The organism is Streptococcus sp. 1453 (assembly GCF_013276955.1).
In the GTDB taxonomy this organism is placed as follows: Bacteria; Bacillota; Bacilli; order Lactobacillales; family Streptococcaceae; genus Streptococcus.
In genome coordinates this window covers 147,699-171,437 of sequence record NZ_VMLZ01000002.1, presented here as the reverse complement: position 1 = coordinate 171,437, position 23,739 = coordinate 147,699, and the positions used below count along the sequence as shown (strand labels likewise).

Below are 23,739 nucleotides of genomic sequence, written 5' to 3'. Positions count from 1 at the left end.
ACCGCTTTAAAACGGCTTTTTGACTGTGATTTATTTACATCTGCTTCTACTTACGGCAAATTATTCCCTGCAGCAAGATAAATTTCATACCATTCTTTTCTTGTTAAATTAAAGTTTGTCGCTTGGCTAGCTTCTATCAAATGCTTAGGATTTGTTGTACCTACGACTGCCTGCATTTTGGCTGGGTAGCGTAATATCCAAGAAATGGCAATAGTTGAAGAAGTTACTCCATATTTAATAGCTAAACGCTCAAGTACTTGATTTAAAGCTTGAAATTTCTCATTGCCAACAAAATTCCCTCTAAAATACCCGAATTGTAAGACAGACCATGCTTGAATGACCACATCGTGTAATTTGCAATATTCAAAAATGCTGCCATCTCGCATAGCTGCTTGACTATCTTCCATATTAACATGAAATCCTGCTTCAAAACCGGGTGTGAAAGCTGCACTTAATTGTAATTGATTGATAGATAGAGATTGTTTTACTTCTTTCTTCAGCAACTCCATCATCATAGGATTTTGATTAGAAACTCCAAAATCTCGAACCTTACCTTGTTTATAAAGGAGATCAAAGGCTTCTGCTACTTGATCAGATTCCATCAAAGCATCTGGTCGATGAAGAAGCAAGCTATCTAGATGATCAATCTTCAATCTTTGCAAAATACCATCTACTGATTTTATAATATAGTCCTTAGAAAAATCAAAATAGGTAAATTCTTCAATGCGAATGCCACATTTGGACTGAATCCACATCTTTTCTCTTAAATCTGGACGATTTTTTAGGACAAGACCTAACAGTTCTTCACAACGACCACGACCATATATATCAGCCAAGTCAAAAGCATTGATTCCAACAGAAAGTGCTGTTTCTACAAGCTCTTCAACTTCTTTTACAGACTTATCTTCTATTCTCATCATTCCGAGAACAATTTCTGATAATTCTTTGTCATCTTGACCAAGAGTTATGTATCTCATCAAATTTTTCTCCTTAAATTTCTAACATTCTTCCCTTCATTATAACAAAAAACCGCTTTGCAACGGCTTTTTGACTATATTTCACTCCATTTTATCTTCTTAAACCCACGGAACAAGACAAAGATTCCAATAAAGAGGACAGCTAAAGGAATAACTTTTGTAAGAAAAACATTTGAAATTCCCATCCACTCATAGTAACGGAGCAGAGAACCTACAATAAGGTGGGCAATAATCATACTAACAAATGGACGAAAAATCGGTTCTTTCCAATTCCAAATACTGATGACTAGGGAAATCGTAAAGACAGACAAACTATCCCAGGGAGCAGGAAGATAAAAGGCTCCTTCTTGTACAAAACTTCCTATTCCTACATATCCCAGAACAACTAGCAGAACAAGAATCCCAACGATAATATAGGTGCTAATTTTCATTTTAGGAGAATCTTGGACTAAACTTTTTCGTAAAATTGTAGCCACAAGCCCAAATCCAATCAGAAAAAGAAGAAGTTGCCCTAAAAAAGTAAGCAAATTGACTGTTAAGAGAGGACCTTTAGAAAAATCACCCAGTAGATGATAGTAGCGTAATATCGCTAGGACAAAAATTGGTGTTAAAAGGGACTCCTTGATAGAACTGCGTGGGGCTTCCTTGAGAATCTCTTTCATTATTTTTTTAGGATTCTTACCTAAATAATCCTCTGCACTCATGCCATCTCGTTCTGCTTCTGAGAAATCTAACATCATCAAATAAATCTGCTCTCTGAGATAGTCTTCATCATAGAGAAATCCAGCAAGATTAAAACTATCCCACAGTTCCTCAAAATACTGCTGATTGTCCTCAGAAAACTCATGCAACAAAGCACTTGTTTCTTCGTAATACTTCATTTTCTTCATGGTTTAACCCCCATTCTTAATCCCTTCTACTTTTTGACTCAAATCGTCCCATTGTTGCCAAAAGACCGAGACACGCTCTTCTCCTTCTTTGGTTAACGAAAAATACTTCCGATCTGGACCATCTGGCGACGGACGCATGTCGCCTCTTATCCATTGATTTTTTTCTAACTTTTGCAACAAAGGATAAATAGTTCCTGGAACGATAGTGTCAAATCCAGCCTCTCGCAAAGTCTGAACCAACTCATAACCATATCGCTCTTTTTTACCAATCATATCCAAGACACAACCTTCAAGAACACCTTTTAATAGCTGAGTTTCTTTCATCCCTTCTCCCTTCTATCTATTTTGTAATACCTACTAGTAGCTTCATCTATAATATACCACTTTCACACTAGTTTGTAAAGCATAATAGTTAATACTCTTCGAAAATCTCTTCAAACCACGTCAGCATCGCCTTACCGTAGATATGGTTACTGACTTCGTCAGTTCTATCCACAACCTCAAAACAGTGTTTTGAGCTGACTTCGTCAGTCTTATCTACTACCTCAAAACTATGTTTTGAGCAACCTGCGGCTAGTTTCCTAGTTTGCTCTTTGATTTTCATTGAGTATAAATAAAAAAACAGAACTAGCATAAACTAGTCCTGTCTATTTTTACCCAATCACACTTCCGTTTGGTACAGCTGGATCAACTGTAAGAAGGGTTAATTGTCCATCATGTTCAGCTGAGAGAATCATCCCTTGGCTGACATATTTTTTCATCATTTTACGTGGTTTGAGATTGGCAACAATTTGAACTTTCTTGCCGACCAATTCTTGTTCATTTGGATAGTATTTTGCAATTCCAGAAAGAATTTGACGATCTTCTCCATCACCAGCATCCAAGCGGAATTGAAGCAACTTATCAGAACCTTCCACTTTAGACACCTCTTTAACTTCGGCAACACGGATTTCGACCTTGTCAAAGTCTTCAAACTTGATTTCTTCCTTGTTGAGTTTGAGTTCGACTTCGTCTGGATTCCATTCTTTTTCGACAGCTGGCTTGTTACCTTCCATTTGTTCCTTGATATAGGCGATTTCTTCTTCCATATCCAAACGTGGGAAGATTGGTGTTCCTTTGGCAACTACAGTCTCATCTGCCGGGAAGTCAGCCAAGCTCAAGTTTTCAAGGCTCGCTACTTCTTCCAAGCCAAGTTGAGTCATAACCGCACGACTAGTTTCCATCATAAATGGTTCAATCAAGTGAGCGACGACACGAAGGCTGGCTGCCAAGTGGCTCATAACACTTGCCAATTGGTCACGAAGAGCCTCATCCTTGGCCAAGACCCATGGTGCGGTCTCATCGATGTATTTATTGGTACGAGAGATAAGGGTCCAGACTGCTTCAAGAGCACGTGGGTAGTCAACTGCTTCCATGTGTGTATGGTAGTCTGCGATTGATTGTTCTGCAACCTCAGCAAGAGCATGGTCAAACTCTGTTACACCCTCTACATAGGCTGGAATTTGTCCATCAAAGTATTTGTTAATCATAGAAACCGTACGATTGAGGAGGTTCCCAAGGTCATTGGCCAATTCGTAGTTGATACGGCCTACATAGTCTTCTGGAGTGAAGGTTCCGTCTGAACCAACTGGAAGGCTACGCATGAGGTAGTAACGAAGCGGATCTAGTCCATAACGCTCTACCAACATTTCAGGGTAAACGACATTCCCTTTAGACTTAGACATCTTACCGTCTTTCATGACAAACCAACCATGGGCAATCAAACGATCAGGTAATTTAACATCCAACATCATAAGAAGGATTGGCCAGTAGATTGAGTGGAAACGAAGGATGTCTTTTCCTACCATGTGGAAGACTGTTCCATTCCAGAACTTGTCAAAGTTACCATGTTCGTCTTGAGCGTAGCCAAGAGCTGTCGCATAGTTAAGAAGGGCATCAATCCAAACGTAGACAACGTGCTTAGGATTAGATGGTACTGGCACACCCCATGTAAAGGTTGTACGAGAAACTGCCAAATCCTCTAAACCTGGTTCGATGAAGTTGCGAAGCATTTCATTGAGACGACCATCTGGAGTGATAAATTCAGGATGGGCCTTGAAAAATTCCACCAAACTGTCTTGGTATTTGCTGAGGCGAAGGAAGTATGATTCTTCAGATACCCATTCAACCTCGTGACCTGATGGAGCAATACCACCAGTTACATTTCCAGCTTCATCACGGAATACTTCTGCCAGCTGGCTTTCTGTAAAGAATTCTTCATCTGAGACTGAGTACCAACCAGAATATTCACCCAAATAGATATCATCTTGAGCAAGCAAGCGCTCAAAGACCTGTGCGACAACTTTTTCGTGGTAATCATCAGTTGTACGGATAAATTTATCGTATGAGATATCTAGTAATTGCCAGAGTTCTTTGACTCCAACTGCCATCCCATCAACATAGGCTTGAGGTGTGATGCCAACTTCTTCAGCTTTCTGCTGGATTTTCTGACCATGCTCATCAAGACCTGTCAAATAAAAGACATCGTAGCCCATCAGGCGTTTATAACGTGCTAGGACATCACAAGCAATGGTTGTGTAGGCAGAACCGATATGAAGTTTACCAGATGGGTAGTAAATCGGCGTTGTAATATAAAAATTCTTTTCAGACATAATTTTTCCTTTCCAGGCAAATGAAACCTGTTTTTCTAACACTTCATTATATCACATTTTTAAGGATTTTCGATAGGGAAATCCATACAAAAACAAGATAGACAAGTGTCCATCTTGTTGATCTTATTCATAACGAAGGGCTTCGATTGGATCAAGTTTCGATGCCTTGTTGGCTGGCAAGACTCCAAAAATCATACCCACGCTAGCCGAAACTGCAAGACTAAATAGGGCAACTGGAATTGATACTCCAACTTCTATACCCGCAATCAAACCTTGCAGTAACAAACCTGCTAAGGCAGTTAAACCACTTGCAATTGTCAAGCCAATCAAGCCACCTAACAAGGTCAAAATCATGGATTCAATCAAAAACTGGATTAAAATATTGGCACGAGTTGCACCCAAAGCCTTACGGAGACCAATTTCACGGGTACGCTCTGTCACCGAAACCAGCATAATATTCATAACACCAGTTCCTCCAACAAAGAGAGAAATACCTGCAATGGCACTAATAATCGTCGTCATAAAACTAAACGTTTGTTGAACTTCTGCAAATGCAGCTGACTCATCTGCCACTTGATATTCTCCCTGTTGCAAGCCAGCAAGCTCTGTCATTTTTCGTGCTAATTCTGGACCCAGAGTTTGAGTCAAGCTTGTGTCATTCACTCGAAAGACAATATTAGCTATTTCATCTACATTAAAATTCGCAGCAAGGGAGATATTTGTGGTAATGGGCAAGCCACCAAAACCATATATTTTTGAACGTTTAGCCTCTGGACTAGTATAAACCCCAATAACCCGGTAACTAAATCCATTGACTTCTACAACCTTGTTAATAGCCTCTTGAGGAGATCCAAATAGACTAATGGATAATTCTTCATCAAGCAAAATGACACTTGCAAATTCTTTGAAATCTTGTTCTCTCAAACTACGTCCTGCAAGAATTTCATTGTTAACAGCCTCCATATAAGTTCTGTTTCCACCTGTCAAATTGGCATTTTCAACTTTTTTATCTTTATAAGTCAAGATGGCGTTCGTTGAGTTGGTTACATAGTAATTATCCACTCCCTTGAGTTTGGCTGCCTCCTTGACCCAAGATTCTTGCGGTTTTGGTGGTTCAACATGAACTTCCTCTTCTTTTCCAGAAACCGTAAAAGCTGATTGTTTCTGAGTAAAAGACCCATCTTTACTTTTTTTAGAAGAGAAAAAGACACTAATATTCTTCTGAGATTTGGTCATATCTTTGTTGAGTTGACGAGATAGGGAGTCACCTAGAGCCATAATCACAACAACTGATGAAACACCGATAATAATCCCAATCATGGTAAGCAAAGAACGCATCTTATGAGCCATGATAGATGAAAAGGCAAATTTCAGATTCTGCATCTTAGTTTTCCTCCTTTTCTAACTGAGCACTATCAGATGAAATAACTCCATCGCGAATGACAATCTGACGTTTGGCATAAGCAGCTATTTCAGGCTCATGCGTTACCATGATAATGGTTTTTCCTTCTTTGTTCAAGTCAACCAATAGTTGCATGATTTGGTTCCCTGTTTTGGTATCCAAGGCTCCTGTCGGTTCGTCTGCTAGAATAATAGAAGGATTGTTTACCAAGGCACGCGCAATAGCCACACGTTGCTTTTGACCACCAGATAATTCCGAAGGCAAATGGTGACTACGCTCAGTCAATTCAACCTTGTCTAAATACTCCTCAGCCAACTTGCGCCGTTTTGAAGCCGAAACTCCTGCGTAAATCAAGGGCAATTCTACATTTTGCAGAGCATTGAGTTTGGATAGAAGAAAGAACTGCTGAAAGACAAAACCGATTTGTTGGTTGCGAACCTTAGCTAGTTGTTTTTCACCCAATCCAGCCACTTCTTGACCTTCAAGATAATACTCTCCACTACTTGGTGTATCCAACATCCCAATCGTATTCATGAGAGTAGACTTACCAGAACCAGATGGTCCCATAATGGCAACAAACTCACCCTCATTCACTTCTAGGTTGATATTTTTGAGAACCTGCAGTTCTTGGTCACCGTTACGGTAGCTTCTGCAGATATTTTTTAGACTAATTAGTTGCTTCATCAGCCTTCACCTCTTTTCCTTCCTCTAGAGAAGACGTTGGGTTACTGATGACCTTGACTCCATTTGTCAGACCTGAAGTGATTTCTTGGTTGTCTGCATCAGCATTACCCAAACCAACTTCCACTTTCTTGGCCTTTTTCTGCTCGTCAAGCACCCAGACATAGTTCTTATCATTTTCAGTCACAACACTTGTTAGAGGAACCAAAATGGCTTTACTCTTATTTTTGACCTCAACACTTACTGAGAATCCTTGTTTCAAATCACCAATTTCACTTGTAACATCAATAGTGTATGGATATTTAGAACCAGAATTACCAGAAGCTGCGGCAGCTGGACTAGCTGCTTCACCATTGTTTTTAGGATAGTCAGAAATATAGCTTAATTTCCCAGTCCATTTTTTATCAGGATACACTTTAGAAGTAAAGCTTACTTCTTGTCCTACAGAGAGGTTGGCAAGGTTATATTCAGATAGTTCCCCCTTAACTTGCAAGTTTTCATTACTTACGACATGAACGACTACTTGGCTAGCTCCTGTTGGAGATTTAGAAACATTGTGGTTGACTTCGACCACAGTTCCCTCTAGGGTACTGAGAACCGTCATTGCATCTAACTGACTTTGAGCCTTACTTAATTGCGCCGCAGCGTCTGCACGCGCATCACGGGCATCACCCAACTGAGCGTCAATAGAAGCAACAGAATTTCCAGCCACTGGAGTTGGACTTTGCACCGTTGCATCTTCTCCTCCTGCTGGCGCAGAGGCTTGAGGAGCCGGAGCTGAAGCGGCTTCATTTCGTGCTTGATTGAGTTCATTGATATGACGATCTGCCTTAGCTACTGCTCGACTCGCTGAATCATAGGCCGCCTGGGCTTCTGAACTACTGTACTTGACTAAAGCCTGCCCTTCGCTGACCTTATCCCCCACAGAAACAAGGATTTCATCTAAATCTCCCTTGCTAGCATCAAAATAAACGTATTGTTCATTTTTTGCCGTTACTGTCCCTGACAATAAAACCGACGAAGCAACAGTTCCCTCTTTTGCCACTACTAGATGTGGCGTTTCATCCTTCACATCAGTTTGCGAGGGTTGTCTAAAGAGTAAAATCCCCCCAGCACCCAATACAACTACACTTGCAGCACCAATTGCTGCATACAATTGCCACTTTTTAGCTTTACCATTCTTTTTCTTCATAATGAAACTCCTTTTCTTTTTTACAATACTTTGCTATTATACCAAATTTCCCTCCAGCAAACAATGCAGTTCAGATGGAAATAATGACAGTTCAGGATTAAACAATCGTTCGGAAATCCTCCTTTTCTATTGTACTAGTTATATAATACACTATCTTGACTTATTTGGCAAGCTTTTTTGCAATTTTTTGAACGTAGCAGATTTTTGCAATCAAATCAAAAAAAAGATAGAATATGACTATCAAAAAATGATACTCTACTATTTAAAAGAGTACAAAGGAGTTTTCAATGAGAGAATACGATATCATCGCTATCGGTGGAGGTAGCGGAGGAATTGCTTCCATGAACCGTGCTGGTGAACACGGAGCTAAAGCAGCCGTTATTGAGGAAAAGAAACTAGGTGGAACCTGTGTCAATGTCGGTTGTGTTCCTAAAAAAATCATGTGGTACGGGGCGCAAATCGCTGAGACTTTCCATCAATTTGGAGAAGACTACGGCTTTAAGACTACTAATCTTAACTTTGACTTTGCAACCCTACGTCGCAATCGTGAAACCTACATTGATCGCGCTCGTTCTTCTTATGATGGCAGTTTTAAACGTAACGGTGTAGACTTGATTGAAGGTCATGCTGAATTTGTAGATTCTCATACTGTCAGTGTAAATGGTGAACTGATTCGTGCTAAACATATCGTGATTGCTACTGGTGCCCATCCAAGTATTCCAACTATTCCTGGTGCTGAGCTAGGTGGCTCTTCTGATGATGTATTTGCCTGGGAAGAATTGCCAGAGTCAGTTGCTATTCTAGGCGCTGGTTATATCGCCGTTGAATTGGCTGGCGTACTCCACACTTTTGGTGTCAAGACAGACCTCTTTGTTCGTCGTGATCGTCCTTTACGTGGTTTTGATTCTTACATCGTTGAAGGTTTGGTAAAGGAAATGGAAAGAACAAACTTGCCACTTCATACTCACAAAGTCCCTGTCAAGTTAGAAAAAACTGCTGAAGGCATTACCATTCATTTCGAAGATGGTACTAGTCACACAGCTAGTCAAGTTATCTGGGCTACAGGTCGCCGTCCAAACGTTAAGGGCTTGCAACTTGAAAAAGCTGGAGTGACTCTGAACGAACGTGGCTTTATCCAAGTTGATGAATACCAAAATACTGTTGTTGAAGGAATCTACGCTCTAGGTGATGTAACAGGTGAAAAAGAACTGACTCCAGTTGCTATCAAGGCTGGGCGTACCCTATCTGAACGTCTCTTTAATGGAAAAACTACTGCAAAAATGGATTACTCAACTATTCCAACCGTTGTCTTTTCACACCCTGCTATCGGAACTGTTGGATTGACAGAAGAACAAGCTATTAAAGAATACGGACAAGACCAAATCAAGGTTTACAAATCAAGCTTTACTTCTATGTACTCTGCTTGCACTGGCAACCGTCAAGAAACACGTTTCAAATTGATCACAGCTGGTTCAGAAGAAAAAGTTGTCGGACTTCATGGAATTGGCTACGGCGTTGATGAAATGATTCAAGGATTTGCTGTGGCTATCAAAATGGGAGCAACCAAGGCTGACTTTGATGCAACTGTGGCGATTCACCCAACTGCATCTGAAGAATTTGTAACCATGCGTTAATCGAAATAAAAGAAGCTGATACAAATGTGTCGGCCTCTTTTTTGATGTTTTCAAATCAACAAAACAATTACCCACCCCTTAACCAGTAAGTAAAATCGGCTGTTACAGTTTTTGTTATCTTGTTTTTAAAAATTGGTTGACAATGATTACTCTACGAGTATAATAGTTACTATACATTATAAAAGAGGTTAACTATTTTGAAAAAAGCTCACGTTTATGCTATCCCTGCTATTGGGGCTGCTCTCATTGCTGTTTTGGCACAAATCAGTCTTCCAATTGGACCCGTCCCCTTCACTCTGCAAAACTTTGCAATCGGCTTGATTGCTACTGTCTTTAGACCCAGAGAGGCTGTACTTTCTGTTGGACTTTATCTTCTTCTAGGTGCCATCGGTCTTCCTGTTTTTGCAGGAGGTGGAGCTGGATTGCAGGCGTTGGTTGGTCCCACTGCAGGCTATCTTTGGTTTTATCTTGTATACTCTGGACTTACTTCCTCTCTAACCAACAGAAAGAGTAGTGTTGTCAAGATTTTTCTTGCAAACCTCTTGGGTGATGCCCTTGTCTTTGTAGGCGGGATTCTCAGCTTGCATTTTCTAGCTGGAATGGCATTTGAAAAAGCTCTTATTGTGGGAGTTCTTCCCTTTATTATCCCAGACCTTGGTAAACTTCTAGCTATTAGTTTGATTAGCCGTCCTCTACTTCAACGCCTTAAAAATCAGGCTTACTTTGCTAGCTAAAAAAGGATATCGAGTTGTCATAACTCAATATCCTTTTCTTTCATTTTGAAAACTTAGTTTCCTTTAAAAGCATCCACCATCGTTTGAAATTCTTCATTGGAGAGAGTAATCCCTTTGCCCATTTTAGTATGATCTGGACTCCAAGCACGAATATCAAACTTTGCAGGAGCACCATTAAAGCTCACACGGTTGATTTCCTTGGTCCAACCTTTTTCGTTTTCAGAAAGAGTCAACAAGTGCTCTTCTATTTCAAATGTAAATTCTGCCATTTTCTTCTCCTTTTTTAGCTTTCATTTGATTATTCGTAAAATCTTGTAGATTTTAGGAAAATTTTATATAATATTGATATAAAAGAAGGGAGGCCACTATGAGACATAAATTCCAGCAAGTTCTAGATAAAATACATGACTTTTTAAATGGACATGACCAACCTGATCAGACTGAAACCAACTCCCTTACAGCCACTATTGAAGAGGCTATACAAAAACAAACCGCTGTTCACCTTATCTTATCTGAGACAAGCTTTACAGGTGACATCATCAAATACGATCAACAAGGCCAACAACTTATCGTGAAAAATTTTGCTAAAAATGTAAGCCGTATTATCCGCATAAGCGATATTCAACGCCTGCGATTTGTCCCTTCAACCGTCCAAACAGCCCAAAAAAATAGATTTAAGAAAGAGTGAGATGTAGTTGCTTCATCCCACTCTTTTTTCTTAGCGAACTTGTTCAAAATGTAAATGAACCGCGATATGGTCACCATATCCACTTCTTTCCAAGTCACGTTGTAGACGATAGGAAATGTAGTGTTCTGCAATGGTAATGTAACCTGCACCCAGTAAACGATGTTCAACCATAGACTGAATCATGCTAATAGTCGCACGTTCCACCTTGGCCTCTTCCAAATCCAAAACCACTTTCTTAGTGACTTGTGCAAGGTTTTGACGCAAATCATCTGTCAATACATAGACAGTCTGAGCTGCCTTTAAGATAGCTTGGTAAATCTTATCTGGATTAAATTCAGCAATTTCTCCATCACGTTTGATTACTTGCATAGGTATCTCCTTTATTCTTTGTTTTCTTTGTTTTCTTTGATTTCTGCCAGCATTTTTTCTTCTTCTGCTGTTAGTTGATAATGTTCAAGCAAATCCGGTCTGCGTTCATAGGTTTTCTTTAAACTCTCATACAGGCGCCACTGACGAATCTTTTCATGGTGACCACTCATCAATACATCTGGTACAACCATACCTCGATAATCATAGGGACGTGTGTACTGAGGATATTCAAGAAGGCCAGAAGAAAAACTATCATCTTGATGGCTAGACTCCTTGCCAATCACTTCTGGAATCAGGCGTACCGTAGCATCAATCATGGTCATAGCCGCCAACTCTCCACCAGTCAAGACATAGTCGCCTAGGGAAATCTCATCTGTCACCAAGGTCTTAATTCGCTCATCATAACCCTCATAGTGCCCACAGATAAAGATTAGCTCTTCCTCTTGAGCCAAATCCTCAGCATAATCCTGATCAAACTGCTTGCCAGCTGGGTCTAGGAGAATAACGCGCGGATTTTTCTTTTCAATAGCGTCAAAGGCATCGAAAATAGGTTGTGCGCGGAGCAACATCCCCTGACCACCTCCGTAGGGCTCATCGTCTACATGGCGGGCCTTTTCAGCATTTTCTCGAAAATTATGATACTGGATATCCAAGAGCCCTTTTTCTCGAGCCTTTCCAACGATTGAGTGCTCCAGTGGAGAAAACATCTCTGGAAAAAGGGTTAAAATATTAATCTTCATCGTCTAACCCTTCTAAGATTTCCACATCGACGCGGTTATTTGGAATATCAACATTGAGAACCACTGGTGGAATATAAGGCAATAATAAATCACGCTTGCCTTTTCGCTTGACCACCCAGACATCGTTGGCACCTGGTTGCAGGATTTCCTTGATGGTTCCAACCAAGTTATCTCCCTCATAGACTTCTAAACCGATAATCTCGTGATAATAAAATTCACCATCGTCTAGATCATTCAAATCTTCCTCAGCAACCTTGAGACTGTATCCCTTGTACTTTTCAATAGCATTGATATGATACATATCTTTGAATTTAATAATGTCAAAGTTCTTCTGTTTACGGTGACTAGCGATGGTCACTGTTTGGACAAACTGATCTTTTTCATCAAACAAGGCCAGCTCAGTACCTTTTTTAAACCGTTCTTCTGCAAAATCTGTCACAGACAAGACTCGCATCTCACCCTGCAACCCTTGCGTATTGACGATTTTCCCAACATTAAAGTAGTTCATCTTGTCTCCCGTGCTCTCCTTTTTTCCATCTTATTCTGACAATTCTCGAATAATAGCCGCAATTTTTTCCGCTTCTGACCATTGTAAATAATGGTGATTCCCTCCTAAAATGAGTTTAGTATTGGAAGTCCAATATTCTGATTCTCTGTACTCTTTTTCTCTATAAGGCTGACAAAAAACAAATACAGGGATACGATCTGGTATTGATACATCCTCAAAATCTTCCTCAGTAATCTCTCCAGATATCTGAAACTCTGGATCTTGATTTTCCAACTCTAAGCCTTTTCCTTGCATTATTTCCCAGATTTCTTTATTCGTTTCAGGACTAAATGTTGCTTGAGTTAAATTCTTCAAATAAAGTTCAGGTCCATACTCGTCAATCAGCCTCATCTGTTCTTCCATTTCTGGATAAGGATCTTCTGAAAAATCAGCAAACATGACGTTTTTAGTTGTCGGTTCAATTGCTAGTAAAGCCTGACACTTAATTAGTTTCTTGAGCAATTTGCAAGCTAAAATTCCACTCAAACTATGTACACAAAGTATATATTCAAAAATCGCCAATTCTTCAAGTACTTCATAAACTGCATCTGCAAGATTATCCAGATTTTTTCCAGCTTGGTCATGAATCGGACTCCTACCTGTGTTTGGAAAATCAATTGTCAAATAACCAATTGTAGGAGGAAGTTTTTCGATTATAAGTGAAAAATTTTCATAACTTGGTAGCAAACCTGCGCCACTTAAACAAACTAGCACTTTCTTTTGCTTTTGATAAGTAACAGAGAGACTACCAATTTTCGTAGATACATCAATCCTCTTCATAAAGAAATCCACTCATTCTATATAATGAATTATTAAAAATCCTTATCCTTTATTTTATCACGTTCCAGGTATTTTCTCAAGTTGGAGGAAGGGGACATTAATTCTCCTTCCCCTTCAAAAATCCTTCCAAATCCTGATGAGGCTATTTTACACTTCTCCACACAAAAAAAGCGAGACATTCGTCCCGCTCTTCTTATTTTTCGTCAATAACGATTCTTACTTTTTTGTCTTCAGTTGGGACAGAGTAGACAATCGTTCTTATCGCAGAAATAGTGCGACCCTTACGACCGATTACACGACCCACATCGCTTTGATCAAGATTCAAATGATATTCCAAAAATTCTGGTGTATCTTCAATCTTGATAGTTAAGGCATCTGGTTGTGAAATCAAGGGTTTCACAATCGCAATAATGAGATTTTCAATCGTATCCATCTGTCAACCTACTTTAAACTTATTTTGAGAATTTAGAATCGTGGAATTTCTTCAATACACCTTCTTTTGAAAGGATGTTACGTACTGTATCTGAAGGTTGAGCTCCATCAGCCAACCATGCAAGAACGCGGTCTTCTTTCAAAGTTACTTGGTTTTCAGCAACAAGTGGATTGTAAGTTCCAACTGTTTCGATGAAACGTCCGTCACGTGGTGAACGTGAATCTGCTACGTTGATACGGTAGAAAGGTTTTTTCTTAGAACCCATACGAGTCAAACGGATTTTAACTGCCATTTTTAAAGTCTCTTTTCTTATTTTTTATTTCGGTGAAATAGCTGAGCTATTTAGCACATGTTCTATTATAGCAGATTTCTGACAGGTGTCAAGAAAAAAACTTGACACACTAAAAATTTTTAAACCATTTAGAAATTTGCTAGAAGTAGGAAATAAATGTTTGAAAGAGGCTATCAGTGAATACTATTTTAGAAAAATGTGATAAAGACCACCAAGTTAAGCCCTTCATCTCACCTGAACATGATTTGAATGCTTGGCTCCTAAATCCCAAGCGAAATATCAAGGATTTTAAGAAAGATATCTACTAATTTTAGTTTATAAAATATGAATCAATAGATTCTAAATAGGGGAATAATTTAGTTCTATAAAAATTAACTTCTACACCTACAACGCCTATTCTGACAGACTTTGTAACAGTCTAAGAAAAAAAGTAGATATTCATACAGTATCTAGATTTTTCAAAAATTCTTTATCATCAAATATTATTAACGAAACTATCCAAACCAAATCCGATGCATTGCTTCAAAGAATTCTTTAGTTGTTTGACTATCATGGGCTTTTATTAAAAAATTTTTTCAAATAATTGCCACCTTGGCACATAAATTCTTGCTTTCCGAATTTAAATGTGATATATTTATAACATAAAATTTAAGTGTTATATATTTATAACACAAAAAAGGAGTCTATCATGAAAAAAAGTCAAAAAATGCATGGCCTCATTGCAATGATTGCCGTAGCTCTCTTTATTGATTTTATTGTTGTATTTGGTTCTAATCTTAGTTGGGGACCCAAGTTAGTTATTACTGGTATTTCAGTGTCAGGTCAAATTGTAGCTATATCGAGCTGGCTACATAAGAGTCAGAAAGGTAAGAGAAAAATTATTTTTGACTTGTCTGCTAAGCTTTACACGATACTTGTGTTTGCAGCAAGCATTTTTTATACAGTAGGAATTTGGGTTGCGACCCCAAGCGAAAGTTCTGGTATTAAAGAATGGATTTTGGGAATTGGCCTCGTTATTGAAGTGATTCTATTTGGTTTTTTCTCTTTAAAAAATGTCAAGGAAACTCCGGACGAACGCTTTTATGCTAATTTAGCAAAGGCAGCTAGCTTGATGTTGGTTTTTATACTAGGCGCACTGATGATCCTAGCAGTTATCATTGGGTATATGGGGCCTCTCACTCTTTACATGGGCCAGATCTTTATTAGCATAGCTACCTTGATTTGCATCTTTGCGGTTGTCTATCTTATCTTGGAACGGAGAGGATAAGCATGGCCAAAGAAAGTAAGATTATTACTAATCTCAAATCTGTTCGTGAGTCCACAGGCATGACCCAGAAGGAGTTAGCCGACCTCATCGGCATGCGCCGCGAGACAATTCTGCACTTAGAAAATAACCGTTACAATCCTTCGCTGGAGATGGCTCTTAAAATTGCTCAAGTTTTTAATCTGAAAGTAGAAGACCTCTTTGAACTCAGACAGAAAGAGGAAGCATAATTCTTTTCGAGACCTAGTATTAAGTTCATTGATTCATTAGGAATTGAAGCCAAAAGAAAAATCCTTTGAAAATGTGCTCTTTTAAAATATAGTAATTCTTTCGAAGAACGTTTACTAATTGTGAAACTTTACGAGCTTTCTTAAGATCTGGTTTCCTAAATACTTTGAGCACACTTATGGTATTGATGCCCCTAAGCAAGCGACTTTCTGGTTGCCTTCCTCTTAAACTGTCTTGTCACTAATATTTGAAATCCACTTCCTTTTAGGGTACAATGGTAGAAATGAATTTTTGAGAGGATTAGAATGAAAAAACTAGCAACCCTTCTTTTACTATCCACTGTAGCTCTAGCTGGATGTAGCAACGTCCAACGTAGTTTGCGTGGTGATGACTATGTAGATTCTAGCTTGGCCGCTGAGGAAAGCTCCAAAGCAGCAGCCCAATCTGCCAAGGAGTTAAACGATGCTTTAACAAACGAAAACGCCAATTTCCCACAACTTTCTAAGGAAGTTGCTGAAGACGAGGCTGAAGTGATTCTCCACACAAGTCAAGGAGATATCCGTATCAAACTCTTCCCTAAACTCGCTCCTCTAGCGGTTGAAAACTTCCTCACTCATGCCAAAGAAGGCTACTATAACGGCATTACCTTCCACCGTGTCATCGATGGCTTCATGGTTCAAACTGGAGATCCAAAAGGGGATGGTACAGGTGGTCAGTCCATCTGGCATGACAAGGATAAGACAAAAGACAAGGGAACTGGTTTCAAGAACGAGATTACTCCTTATCTCTATAATATCCGTGGTGCTCTTTCTATGGCTAATACTGGTCAACCAAACACCAACGGCAGCCAATTCTTCATCAACCAAAACTCTACAGATACCTCTGCTAAACTCCCTACAAGTAAGTATCCAAAGAAAATCATCGAAGCCTACAAAGAAGGGGGAAATCCTAGTTTAGATGGCAAACACCCAGTTTTTGGTCAAGTGATTGACGGTATGGATGTTGTAGATAAGATTGCTAAAGCCGAAAAAGATGAGAAAGACAAACCAACTACTGCTATTACTATCGATAGCATCGAAGTGGTGAAAGACTACAATTTTAAATCTTAAAAACCAAAAAAAATACAGTATCCACATACGGTACTGTATTTCTTTTATCCTCATTTTTAAGTTAAATTATTAAAATCCCAGATTTGGTCCATCCAGCCTTCATAGAAGTCTGGTTCGTGGCAGACCATAAGGATAGACCCCTTGTATTCTTTGAGAGCACGTTTGAGTTCATCCTTGGCATCCACATCCAAATGGTTGGTCGGCTCGTCCAGCACTAAAACGTTGTTTTCACGATTCATCAAGAGACAGAAACGCACCTTGGCTTGTTCCCCACCTGACAAGACCTGAATTTGGCTTTCAATATGCTTGGTTGTCAGACCACAACGGGCAAGGGCTGCACGGACTTCTGCTTGGTTAAGTGCAGGAAAGGCATTCCAGACAGCTTCAAGAGGTGTTTGACGATTGCCACCTTCTACTTCCTGCTCAAAGTAACCAAGTTCTAAATAATCTCCACGCTCCACTTCCCCAGCAATAGGTGGGATAATTCCCAAGAGACTCTTCAAGAGAGTTGTTTTCCCGATACCATTTGCCCCGATAATAGCAACCTTTTGATTACGTTCAAAGGTAAGATTTAAAGGCTTGGTCAGAGGACGGTCATAACCAATCTGCAAATCCTTGGCTTGGAAAATAAAGCGTCCTGGCGTACGAGCTGGTTTGAAATCAAAGGACGGCTTTGGTTTCTCACTTTGCAACTCGATAATATCCATCTTATCCAATTTTTTCTGACGGGACATGGCCATGTTTCGTGTTGCAACACGTGCTTTGTTTCGTGCCACGAAGTCCTTGAGGTCTGCAATCTCTTTCTGCTGACGTTCGTAGGCCGCCTCTAGCTGAGATTTCTTCATAGCATAGACTTCTTGGAACTGGTAGTAGTCACCAGAATAACGCGTCAGCTGTTGATTTTCTACATGATAGACGATATTGATCACATCATTGAGAAAAGGAATATCATGCGAAATAAGGACAAAGGCATTCTCATAGTTTTGGAGATAGCGCTTGAGCCAATCAATATGCTCAGCATCCAAGTAGTTGGTCGGCTCGTCCAAAAGCAAGATATCAGGCTTTTCAAGGAGAAGTTTAGCCAAAAGCACCTTGGTTCTTTGCCCACCTGACAAAGAAGTTACATCCGTATCCATGCCAAAGTCCATGACACCAAGGGCACGCGCCACTTCGTCAATCTTAGCATCTAAGGTATAGAAATCACGACTCTCCAGACGGTCTTGGAGTTCGCCAACTTCTTCCATGAGAGCATCAACATCCGCTCCATCTTCAGCCATTTCCATATAGAGGTCATTGATACGAGCTTCTGCTTTAAAAAGCTCATCAAAAGCTGTACGGAGAACATCACGCACCGACTGCCCTTCAGCAAGGACGGAGTGCTGATCCAAGTAACCAGCGGTCACATATTTGGACCACTCAACCTTCCCTTCATCTGGCAGCATTTTACCAGTCACAATACTCATAAAGGTTGATTTCCCTTCACCGTTAGCACCAACTAGTCCGATATGTTCCCCCTTGAGGAGGCGGAAAGACACATCTTCAAAAATTGCACGGTCACCAAAACCGTGACTCAGATTTTTAACTTCTAAAATACTCATTTTATTTCCTTATCTTGTTTTTATACTCTTCGAAAATCTCTTCAAACCACGTCAGCTTCACCTTGCCGTAGGTATGGTTACCGACTTCGTCAGTCTTATCTACAACCTCAAAGCAGTGCTTTGAGCAGCCTGCGGCTAGCTTCCTAGTTTGCTCTTTGATTTTCATTGAGTATTATGTAATTGTTTATAGAGGAGCCAAGCCAGATAGCCACCCAAGGTATTGGTCCACAAATCATCAATCTCAAAGACGCGATTAAAATCAAAGAAAAAGTCCAAGACTAACTGCGTACACTCAATCCCAAGGCTCACTAGAAAACTAAAAAGAAGCACCTTTTTTGTTTTCCGCAAGTTTGGAAGGAGATAAAGGAGTTGGAACACCAAAGGAAAAAGCAAGAAGACATTGAGGATATTTTGTAAAAAAATCCAAGATAATTGTCCAATGTCACTCACTTGGCTCAGTTTCCAAAAAGAATTGAAAGGAGTCAAAAGAAAAACCAGGCGTCCAAGATGCTGAATACCTGGAGTTTCCACCCCCACGGGAGATTGTTCTTGAGGGGTAAAGCAAAAATAGACAATGCAAATGCTATAGAAAATGACTCCCCAGACCAAAATATGATTATAAGTTTTCTTCATCATTAAGGATTGACTGCTGCGACTGCTTTCTGGCGGTCACGTTTCATTGTATTGGAACGCAATTGTCCACAAGCTGCATCAATATCTGTTCCGTGCTCTTGACGAACCACACAGTTAACCCCTTTTTTCTTAAGCGTATCATAGAAGGCCAGGACGCGCTCTTTAGGACTACGGCTATATTGGTCATGTTCACTAACTGGGTTATAAGGAATCAAGTTTACATAAGACAATTTCTTGATATTCTTAAGCAATTCAGCCAATTCCAAGGCTTGTTCTACACCATCATTAACTTCATTGAGCATGATGTATTCAAAGGTCACACGACGATTGGTTGTTTCGATATAGTGCTCAATAGCAGCAAAGAGTTTTTCAATTGGAAAGGCACGATTAATCTTCATGATGCTTGAACGCAACTCATTGTTAGGTGCGTGAAGAGAAACGGCAAGATTAACCTGAACCCCTTCATTAGCAAAATCACGAATTTTATGGGCTAAACCTGAAGTTGAAACCGTAATGTGACGAGCACCGATGGCCATTCCCTTGTCATCGTTGATAGTACGGACGAAATTCAAGACATTGTTGTAGTTATCAAAGGGTTCACCAATTCCCATGACAACGATATGGCTGACGCGTTCATCCTGACCACGCTCATCAAAGTATTTCTGAACCAGCATGATTTGCGCTACGATTTCCCCATTATTGAGGTCACGTTGTTTCTTTATCAAACCAGAAGCACAGAAGGTACAACCGATATTACAGCCTACCTGAGTGGTCACACAGACTGACAAACCATAGTGTTGACGCATGAGTACTGTCTCAATCAGCATTCCATCTGGCAATTCAAAAAGATATTTAACTGTCCCATCAGCAGACTCTTGCACGATACGTTGTTTCAAGGGATTGACCACAAACTGGTCATTAAGCTTAGCAATCAAATCCTTGGAAAGGTTAGTCATCTCTTCAAATGACTGGACACGTTTACGGTAAAGCCATTCCCAGATTTGATCTGCACGGAATTTCTTTTCTCCTTGCTCCAAAACCCATTCCTGCATGGTTTGACGTGTTAAACTATAAATTGACGGTTTCATTTCTTCTCCTTGTTCTCTACTCACTTCTGACGAATGACAAAATGACGTTGTCCCTTGTCCTCTTTCTGAGAATGCTGGTCTTTCTGACGACGTCTATTTTTCTTATCTGCATTCGGCTTTCGTTTGGTTTGAGTCGGTTTCTTTCCTTTTTTAGAAGGTGTTTCTTCTTCCTTCTTACGCATTTTCTTGTCAAATGATGCTCGCTTAGGGGCTTCATTTTCTAAGACAAAATAGGCACAACCATAACTACAATACTCTAAAAGGTAGTCTTGTAAACGACTGATTTTTTCAAGTTTTTCTTCTGTTCGATCATCCTTATAAAAACCTCGTAGGCGAAGCTGTTCGTTGCTCCAGTCCCCCACGATAAAATCAAACTTGGTTAAGACTTCTGAAAAACGCTGATTAAAAGCCGTCACATCAAAGGCATCCTTGATATTTTCTACCAAGGAAAAAGCTATCCCTTCCGTTTCAACCTTGTCCCCGTGTAAATGGAACTCAGGACCAGGAAACTTGTTATAGTTGTATAATTCAGGTGCAATTTCTTTTCGCATAGATATCCTTTTTCCACGATTACTTAATACTTTATTCTACCATAATTTCTAGCAGTTAGCACGTTTCTCATAATAAATGAAAAAAGTCTGACGATTTTGTCAGACCAAATAATATAACCTTAAAAAGAGAAGAACAATTCTTCCCTCCAACTATCATTATTTAGCAGCTGCGTACAATTCATCTACTTTGTTCCAGTTGATTACTGAGAAGAAAGCTTTGATGTAGTCAGGACGCACGTTGCGGTATTTCACATAGTAAGCATGTTCCCAAACGTCCAAGCCCAAGATTGGTTTTTTACCTTCTGAGATTGGTGTGTCTTGGTTTGCTGTTGAAGTCACTTCAAGCTTCCCTTCTTTGTTGACAACCAACCATGCCCATCCAGAACCGAAACGAGTTGTTGCTGCTGCAGTGAAGGCTGCTTGGAAGTCTTCAAATGAACCAAATGTTGCATCGATTGCTGCTGACAGTTCTGCTGATGGAGCTGTTTTTTCAGGAGTCATCAATTCCCAGAAAAGAGCGTGGTTCAAGTGTCCACCACCATTGTTGATAAGTGCCTGACGGATATCAGCTGGAATAGATTCTACATCAGCAAGCAAGGCTGCAAGGTCTTCACCGATTTCAGGGTGTTTTTCAAGAGCTGCATTAGCATTATTGACATAAGTTTGATGGTGTTTGTCATGGTGCAAATGCATTGTTTCCGCATCGATGTATGGTTCCAAAGCGTCGTATGCATATGGAAGATCTGGTAAGATAATAGCCATCTGTAATACCTCTTTTTCTTTCTATATGAAAATGATAACGTAAACATTCACTTTTTTCAAGTTTTTTGCTTGAAGAAATCGCTGAAATACTTTCTAATAATACTCTTCGAAAATCTCTTCAAACTGCGTCAACGTCGCCTTGCCGTAGGTATGGTTACTGACTTCGTCAGTTTCATCCGCAACCTCAAAAACATGTTTTGAGCTGACTTCGTCAGTCTTATCTACAACCTCAAAAACATGTTTTGAGCTGACTTCGTCAGTCTTATCTACAACCTCAAAGCAGTGCTTTGAGCAACCTGCGGCTAGTTTCCTAGTTTGCTCTTTGATTTTCATTGAGTATAAAATAATCAAATCACTAAGAAACCCACGACAAGATAATCCTGACGCGGGTTGTAGTTTCAAAAAAATATCAATTTACCTTACTAGCAATCTGTAAGAGTGCCTTTTCAAAAAGGAAACCTTTTTCATAAAGACCTGTCTTAATCTGATAGTCTGTCTCAATTAAATAGGAAATAGCTTGCTTCAAAAAGCTCAAGGAAAGTCCTCGCGCATCTCTCAGCGCAAACTTGATTTGATAGGGATTGGGATTGCGTCCAAGAAAACTTCCTAGACTACTTGCAATCTGCGATTCTGTTTGCCCAGACTCCGACAAAATCTTCACCTGAGTAAAAGTCCGAAATTGTCCTAGCATGACTGCAATCAACTTGATTTCATCTTCTCCTTGCAAGGTCAAGTCTCTAACCAAATCACGCGCCTGGTCCATCTTTTTAGTCAGAATAAACTGAGTTAAATCAAAAATATTGTCCTGTAAGGTCTTGGGAATAGCGTTGACAATATCCTCTTCTTCGATAACAGAATCTGCCTTATAGGACTGTAAAAAAAGCAGATTTTTCTGAATTTCGCTAAATTGAAAACCCGACTTGACGAGAAGATTTTCAAAAGAATGATTAGCAAACTGCAGACCTTGTTTCTGGCTCCACTTTTGGAAATACTGGCGCAATTCTTGTTCTTTGGCTTCTACTGCGTCAAAAACCTTGGCATCACGCTTCAGTAATTTAACCAACCGCCTTTTGCTATCCAGTTTTCCTTCCGCAAAAATCAACAACTTGGTTGTTGGTGAAGGGTTATCAAGGTATTCCTCAAACGACTTGAGCTCATCATCTGTCAAAAAGCGTTTCTTGGCTGTTGTGATATCTACAAAATGATCCAATATCACGATTTTTTCATCCGCAAAGAAAGGAAGGCTGACCAACTCCAGTTCTACATCCTTATAAACCACTTCTTTCATATCAAAGTAGGCAAAGTTGAGGTCTGCAGAATCATACCCAATCTGTTTCAACACTTGACTCTTCATCACTTCAAACTGGCCCTGATCTATCCCTGTAAATAGGCTCAGACTAGGTAAATTTGATAAAGTCAACTTCTGACTTTCTTCAATAGCTAGCATCTTCTCTCCTTTCTTCTGATTTTTCGATTTAATTTAGTCGATATAGCGCAATTTCCCACGGAAATCTTCTAAGCTCTTGTACCCTTTTTCCGCCATGATTGCCTTCAGTTCATTGGTAATACGGTCAAAAGCACCGACGCCTTCTTTGTGAAGGGTGGTTCCCACCTGCACCATGCTTGCTCCACAGAGGATATGTTCAAAGGCATCACGACCAGTCAACACGCCACCTGTTCCGATAATTTGGATTTGAGGATTGAGACGTTGGTAGAAGGCATGAACATTAGCTAAAGCAGTCGGTTTGATATACTCCCCACCAATGCCACCGAAACCATTTTTAGGGCGAATAACGACAGATTCATCTTCTATATACAGTCCGTTTCCGATAGAGTTAACGCAGTTGACAAACTTGAGCGGGTACTTGTTGAAAATAGCTGCCGCTTGGTCAAAGTGAACAATATCAAAATATGGTGGCAATTTAATTCCAAGAGGTTTGGTGAAGTAGGCAAACACCTCTGCCAAAATCCGGTCTGTTGTCTCAAAATCATAGGCAATCTGAGGTTTACCTGGAACATTTGGACAGGAGAGGTTTAGCTCAGTCAGACCACGAAAATCACTCTCTTGGACTTTTTTCAAGATAGTATGGGTTTCCTCTGGAGACATGCCGACTAGAGATAAAAAGAAAGTTCGGTTTGGCTCTTTTTCTTGCAAATCCAAAAGATAATCCAAATAATAGTCTAAGCCATTATTCGGCAAGCCCATAGAGTTGATAGAACCAAGTGGAACATCTTGGTAACGTGGCTCAGGATTTCCCTGACGGAAGTCCAGGGTCGCTGTCTTTGTGACAAAGGTTCCTGCAACTGAGTTTTTAACCCCTTCTAGCTCCTCTATCGTCATACAAGCCACACCTGCTGCATTCATCAAGCAATTGTCAAACTCAAAACCAGCAATTTGCGTTTTCGTTGATACCATGATTCTAATCCTCCAGATTCCTTTTATTGCTAATATTATACCACAGTTTTAATTCTAGGTTTACTAGATTCTGTGGTTCT

31 protein-coding genes are annotated in these 23,739 nt (G+C 39.9%); 7 read left to right on the top strand and 24 right to left on the bottom strand.

The window, feature by feature from the left end:
* Positions 1-50 precede the first annotated feature (50 nt).
* The 8 genes from HW098_RS01725 to HW098_RS01690 form a co-directional block, all read right to left on the bottom strand.
* On the bottom strand, positions 51-977 hold the full coding sequence (locus HW098_RS01725; RefSeq protein WP_176139081.1) for an aldo/keto reductase: 927 nt from the start codon (positions 975-977) through the stop codon (positions 51-53).
* Positions 978-1,051: 74 nt separating this feature from the next.
* The gene (locus HW098_RS01720; RefSeq protein WP_084572371.1) at positions 1,052-1,867 is read right to left on the bottom strand and encodes a hypothetical protein; all 816 of its coding nucleotides are present in this window, start codon (positions 1,865-1,867) and stop codon (positions 1,052-1,054) included.
* A gap of 3 nt (positions 1,868-1,870) precedes the next feature.
* Positions 1,871-2,191: a PadR family transcriptional regulator gene (locus tag HW098_RS01715; RefSeq protein ID WP_084572370.1), complete on the bottom strand. Its 321-nt coding sequence runs from the start codon at positions 2,189-2,191 to the stop codon at positions 1,871-1,873.
* Positions 2,192-2,279: 88 nt separating this feature from the next.
* On the bottom strand, positions 2,280-2,471 hold the full coding sequence (locus HW098_RS10400) for a hypothetical protein (protein WP_240149441.1): 192 nt from the start codon (positions 2,469-2,471) through the stop codon (positions 2,280-2,282).
* A 49-nt stretch (positions 2,472-2,520) separates the two neighbouring features.
* Positions 2,521-4,518: a methionine--tRNA ligase gene (gene metG, locus HW098_RS01705; protein WP_176139080.1), complete on the bottom strand. Its 1,998-nt coding sequence runs from the start codon at positions 4,516-4,518 to the stop codon at positions 2,521-2,523.
* A 123-nt stretch (positions 4,519-4,641) separates the two neighbouring features.
* The gene (locus HW098_RS01700) at positions 4,642-5,901 is read right to left on the bottom strand and encodes an ABC transporter permease (protein ID WP_176139079.1); all 1,260 of its coding nucleotides are present in this window, start codon (positions 5,899-5,901) and stop codon (positions 4,642-4,644) included.
* A gap of 1 nt (position 5,902) precedes the next feature.
* Complete coding sequence (locus tag HW098_RS01695) at positions 5,903-6,604, bottom strand: ABC transporter ATP-binding protein (protein ID WP_000811469.1); 702 nt, start codon at positions 6,602-6,604, stop codon at positions 5,903-5,905.
* A complete protein-coding gene (locus HW098_RS01690; RefSeq protein ID WP_173307270.1) occupies positions 6,588-7,793 on the bottom strand; it encodes an efflux RND transporter periplasmic adaptor subunit in 1,206 nt (401 codons plus the stop codon). The genes HW098_RS01695 and HW098_RS01690 overlap by 17 nt, the downstream gene beginning before the upstream one ends.
* Before the next feature lie 287 nt (positions 7,794-8,080).
* Between HW098_RS01690 and gor the strand changes: the two genes are divergently transcribed.
* Both gor and HW098_RS01680 read left to right on the top strand, forming a co-directional pair.
* Positions 8,081-9,427 carry a glutathione-disulfide reductase gene (gene gor, locus HW098_RS01685; protein ID WP_176139078.1) on the top strand — a complete coding sequence of 449 codons (1,347 nt, stop codon included), beginning with the start codon at positions 8,081-8,083 and terminating at the stop codon, positions 9,425-9,427.
* 197 nt (positions 9,428-9,624) lie between these two features.
* Positions 9,625-10,161: a biotin transporter BioY gene (locus tag HW098_RS01680; protein WP_176139077.1), complete on the top strand. Its 537-nt coding sequence runs from the start codon at positions 9,625-9,627 to the stop codon at positions 10,159-10,161.
* Between the two features lie 53 nt (positions 10,162-10,214).
* Here the strand turns inward: HW098_RS01680 and HW098_RS01675 are convergent, their stop codons facing one another.
* Positions 10,215-10,430 (bottom strand): YdbC family protein, encoded by a 216-nt coding sequence (locus HW098_RS01675; RefSeq protein ID WP_000807422.1) that lies wholly within the window; start codon positions 10,428-10,430, stop codon positions 10,215-10,217.
* A gap of 98 nt (positions 10,431-10,528) precedes the next feature.
* Between HW098_RS01675 and HW098_RS01670 the strand changes: the two genes are divergently transcribed.
* Positions 10,529-10,849, top strand: a complete 321-nt coding sequence (locus HW098_RS01670) for a hypothetical protein (protein WP_176139076.1) — start codon at positions 10,529-10,531, stop codon at positions 10,847-10,849.
* Positions 10,850-10,879: 30 nt separating this feature from the next.
* Here HW098_RS01670 and HW098_RS01665 read toward each other — a convergent pair whose 3' ends face one another.
* The 6 genes from HW098_RS01665 to rpsP form a co-directional block, all read right to left on the bottom strand.
* Positions 10,880-11,218, bottom strand: coding sequence for an ATP cone domain-containing protein (locus HW098_RS01665; RefSeq protein ID WP_001196041.1), 339 nt, complete (start codon positions 11,216-11,218; stop codon positions 10,880-10,882).
* 11 nt (positions 11,219-11,229) lie between these two features.
* Positions 11,230-11,958 (bottom strand): tRNA (guanosine(37)-N1)-methyltransferase TrmD, encoded by a 729-nt coding sequence (trmD, locus tag HW098_RS01660; protein WP_176139075.1) that lies wholly within the window; start codon positions 11,956-11,958, stop codon positions 11,230-11,232.
* Entirely contained in the window at positions 11,948-12,466 is a 519-nt protein-coding gene (gene rimM / locus HW098_RS01655; RefSeq protein ID WP_061590089.1) for a ribosome maturation factor RimM, read from the bottom strand. Before rimM ends, trmD begins: the two co-directional genes overlap by 11 nt.
* A gap of 30 nt (positions 12,467-12,496) precedes the next feature.
* On the bottom strand, positions 12,497-13,285 hold the full coding sequence (locus HW098_RS01650) for an alpha/beta hydrolase (protein ID WP_176139074.1): 789 nt from the start codon (positions 13,283-13,285) through the stop codon (positions 12,497-12,499).
* Between the two features lie 193 nt (positions 13,286-13,478).
* On the bottom strand, positions 13,479-13,718 hold the full coding sequence (kphA, locus tag HW098_RS01645; RefSeq protein ID WP_000379620.1) for an RNA-binding protein KphA: 240 nt from the start codon (positions 13,716-13,718) through the stop codon (positions 13,479-13,481).
* Between the two features lie 19 nt (positions 13,719-13,737).
* Positions 13,738-14,010, bottom strand: a complete 273-nt coding sequence (gene rpsP, locus HW098_RS01640; protein ID WP_000268760.1) for a 30S ribosomal protein S16 — start codon at positions 14,008-14,010, stop codon at positions 13,738-13,740.
* Positions 14,011-14,186: 176 nt separating this feature from the next.
* On the opposite strand from rpsP, the gene HW098_RS10700 reads away from it, so the two are divergent.
* From HW098_RS10700 to HW098_RS01625, 4 genes are all read left to right on the top strand, one after another.
* Entirely contained in the window at positions 14,187-14,318 is a 132-nt protein-coding gene (locus tag HW098_RS10700; RefSeq protein WP_267240441.1) for a hypothetical protein, read from the top strand.
* 380 nt (positions 14,319-14,698) lie between these two features.
* Positions 14,699-15,277, top strand: coding sequence for a DUF3796 domain-containing protein (locus HW098_RS01635; protein ID WP_176139073.1), 579 nt, complete (start codon positions 14,699-14,701; stop codon positions 15,275-15,277).
* A 2-nt stretch (positions 15,278-15,279) separates the two neighbouring features.
* Positions 15,280-15,504: a helix-turn-helix transcriptional regulator gene (locus tag HW098_RS01630; protein WP_176139072.1), complete on the top strand. Its 225-nt coding sequence runs from the start codon at positions 15,280-15,282 to the stop codon at positions 15,502-15,504.
* A 303-nt stretch (positions 15,505-15,807) separates the two neighbouring features.
* On the top strand, positions 15,808-16,611 hold the full coding sequence (locus HW098_RS01625; protein WP_176139071.1) for a peptidylprolyl isomerase: 804 nt from the start codon (positions 15,808-15,810) through the stop codon (positions 16,609-16,611).
* A 56-nt stretch (positions 16,612-16,667) separates the two neighbouring features.
* Here the strand turns inward: HW098_RS01625 and HW098_RS01620 are convergent, their stop codons facing one another.
* From HW098_RS01620 to HW098_RS01580, 9 genes are all read right to left on the bottom strand, one after another.
* Positions 16,668-18,209, bottom strand: a complete 1,542-nt coding sequence (locus HW098_RS01620; protein ID WP_000025378.1) for an ABC-F family ATP-binding cassette domain-containing protein — start codon at positions 18,207-18,209, stop codon at positions 16,668-16,670.
* A 1-nt stretch (position 18,210) separates the two neighbouring features.
* Entirely contained in the window at positions 18,211-18,375 is a 165-nt protein-coding gene (locus HW098_RS10395; RefSeq protein WP_240149440.1) for a hypothetical protein, read from the bottom strand.
* The gene (locus HW098_RS01610; protein WP_176139070.1) at positions 18,372-18,845 is read right to left on the bottom strand and encodes a VanZ family protein; all 474 of its coding nucleotides are present in this window, start codon (positions 18,843-18,845) and stop codon (positions 18,372-18,374) included. The genes HW098_RS10395 and HW098_RS01610 overlap by 4 nt, the downstream gene beginning before the upstream one ends.
* Positions 18,845-19,930: a 23S rRNA (adenine(2503)-C(2))-methyltransferase RlmN gene (gene rlmN, locus HW098_RS01605; protein ID WP_176139069.1), complete on the bottom strand. Its 1,086-nt coding sequence runs from the start codon at positions 19,928-19,930 to the stop codon at positions 18,845-18,847. The genes HW098_RS01610 and rlmN overlap by 1 nt, the downstream gene beginning before the upstream one ends.
* 20 nt (positions 19,931-19,950) lie before the next feature.
* Positions 19,951-20,481 carry a YutD family protein gene (locus HW098_RS01600; RefSeq protein WP_176139068.1) on the bottom strand — a complete coding sequence of 177 codons (531 nt, stop codon included), beginning with the start codon at positions 20,479-20,481 and terminating at the stop codon, positions 19,951-19,953.
* A gap of 156 nt (positions 20,482-20,637) precedes the next feature.
* Positions 20,638-21,243, bottom strand: coding sequence for a superoxide dismutase SodA (sodA, locus tag HW098_RS01595; RefSeq protein ID WP_176139067.1), 606 nt, complete (start codon positions 21,241-21,243; stop codon positions 20,638-20,640).
* Between the two features lie 93 nt (positions 21,244-21,336).
* Positions 21,337-21,576 carry a hypothetical protein gene (locus tag HW098_RS01590; protein WP_176138988.1) on the bottom strand — a complete coding sequence of 80 codons (240 nt, stop codon included), beginning with the start codon at positions 21,574-21,576 and terminating at the stop codon, positions 21,337-21,339.
* Between the two features lie 76 nt (positions 21,577-21,652).
* Entirely contained in the window at positions 21,653-22,690 is a 1,038-nt protein-coding gene (gene holA / locus HW098_RS01585; protein WP_176139066.1) for a DNA polymerase III subunit delta, read from the bottom strand.
* Between the two features lie 33 nt (positions 22,691-22,723).
* Positions 22,724-23,659: a dihydroorotate oxidase gene (locus HW098_RS01580; protein ID WP_176139065.1), complete on the bottom strand. Its 936-nt coding sequence runs from the start codon at positions 23,657-23,659 to the stop codon at positions 22,724-22,726.
* Between the last annotated feature and the right edge of the window lie 80 nt (positions 23,660-23,739).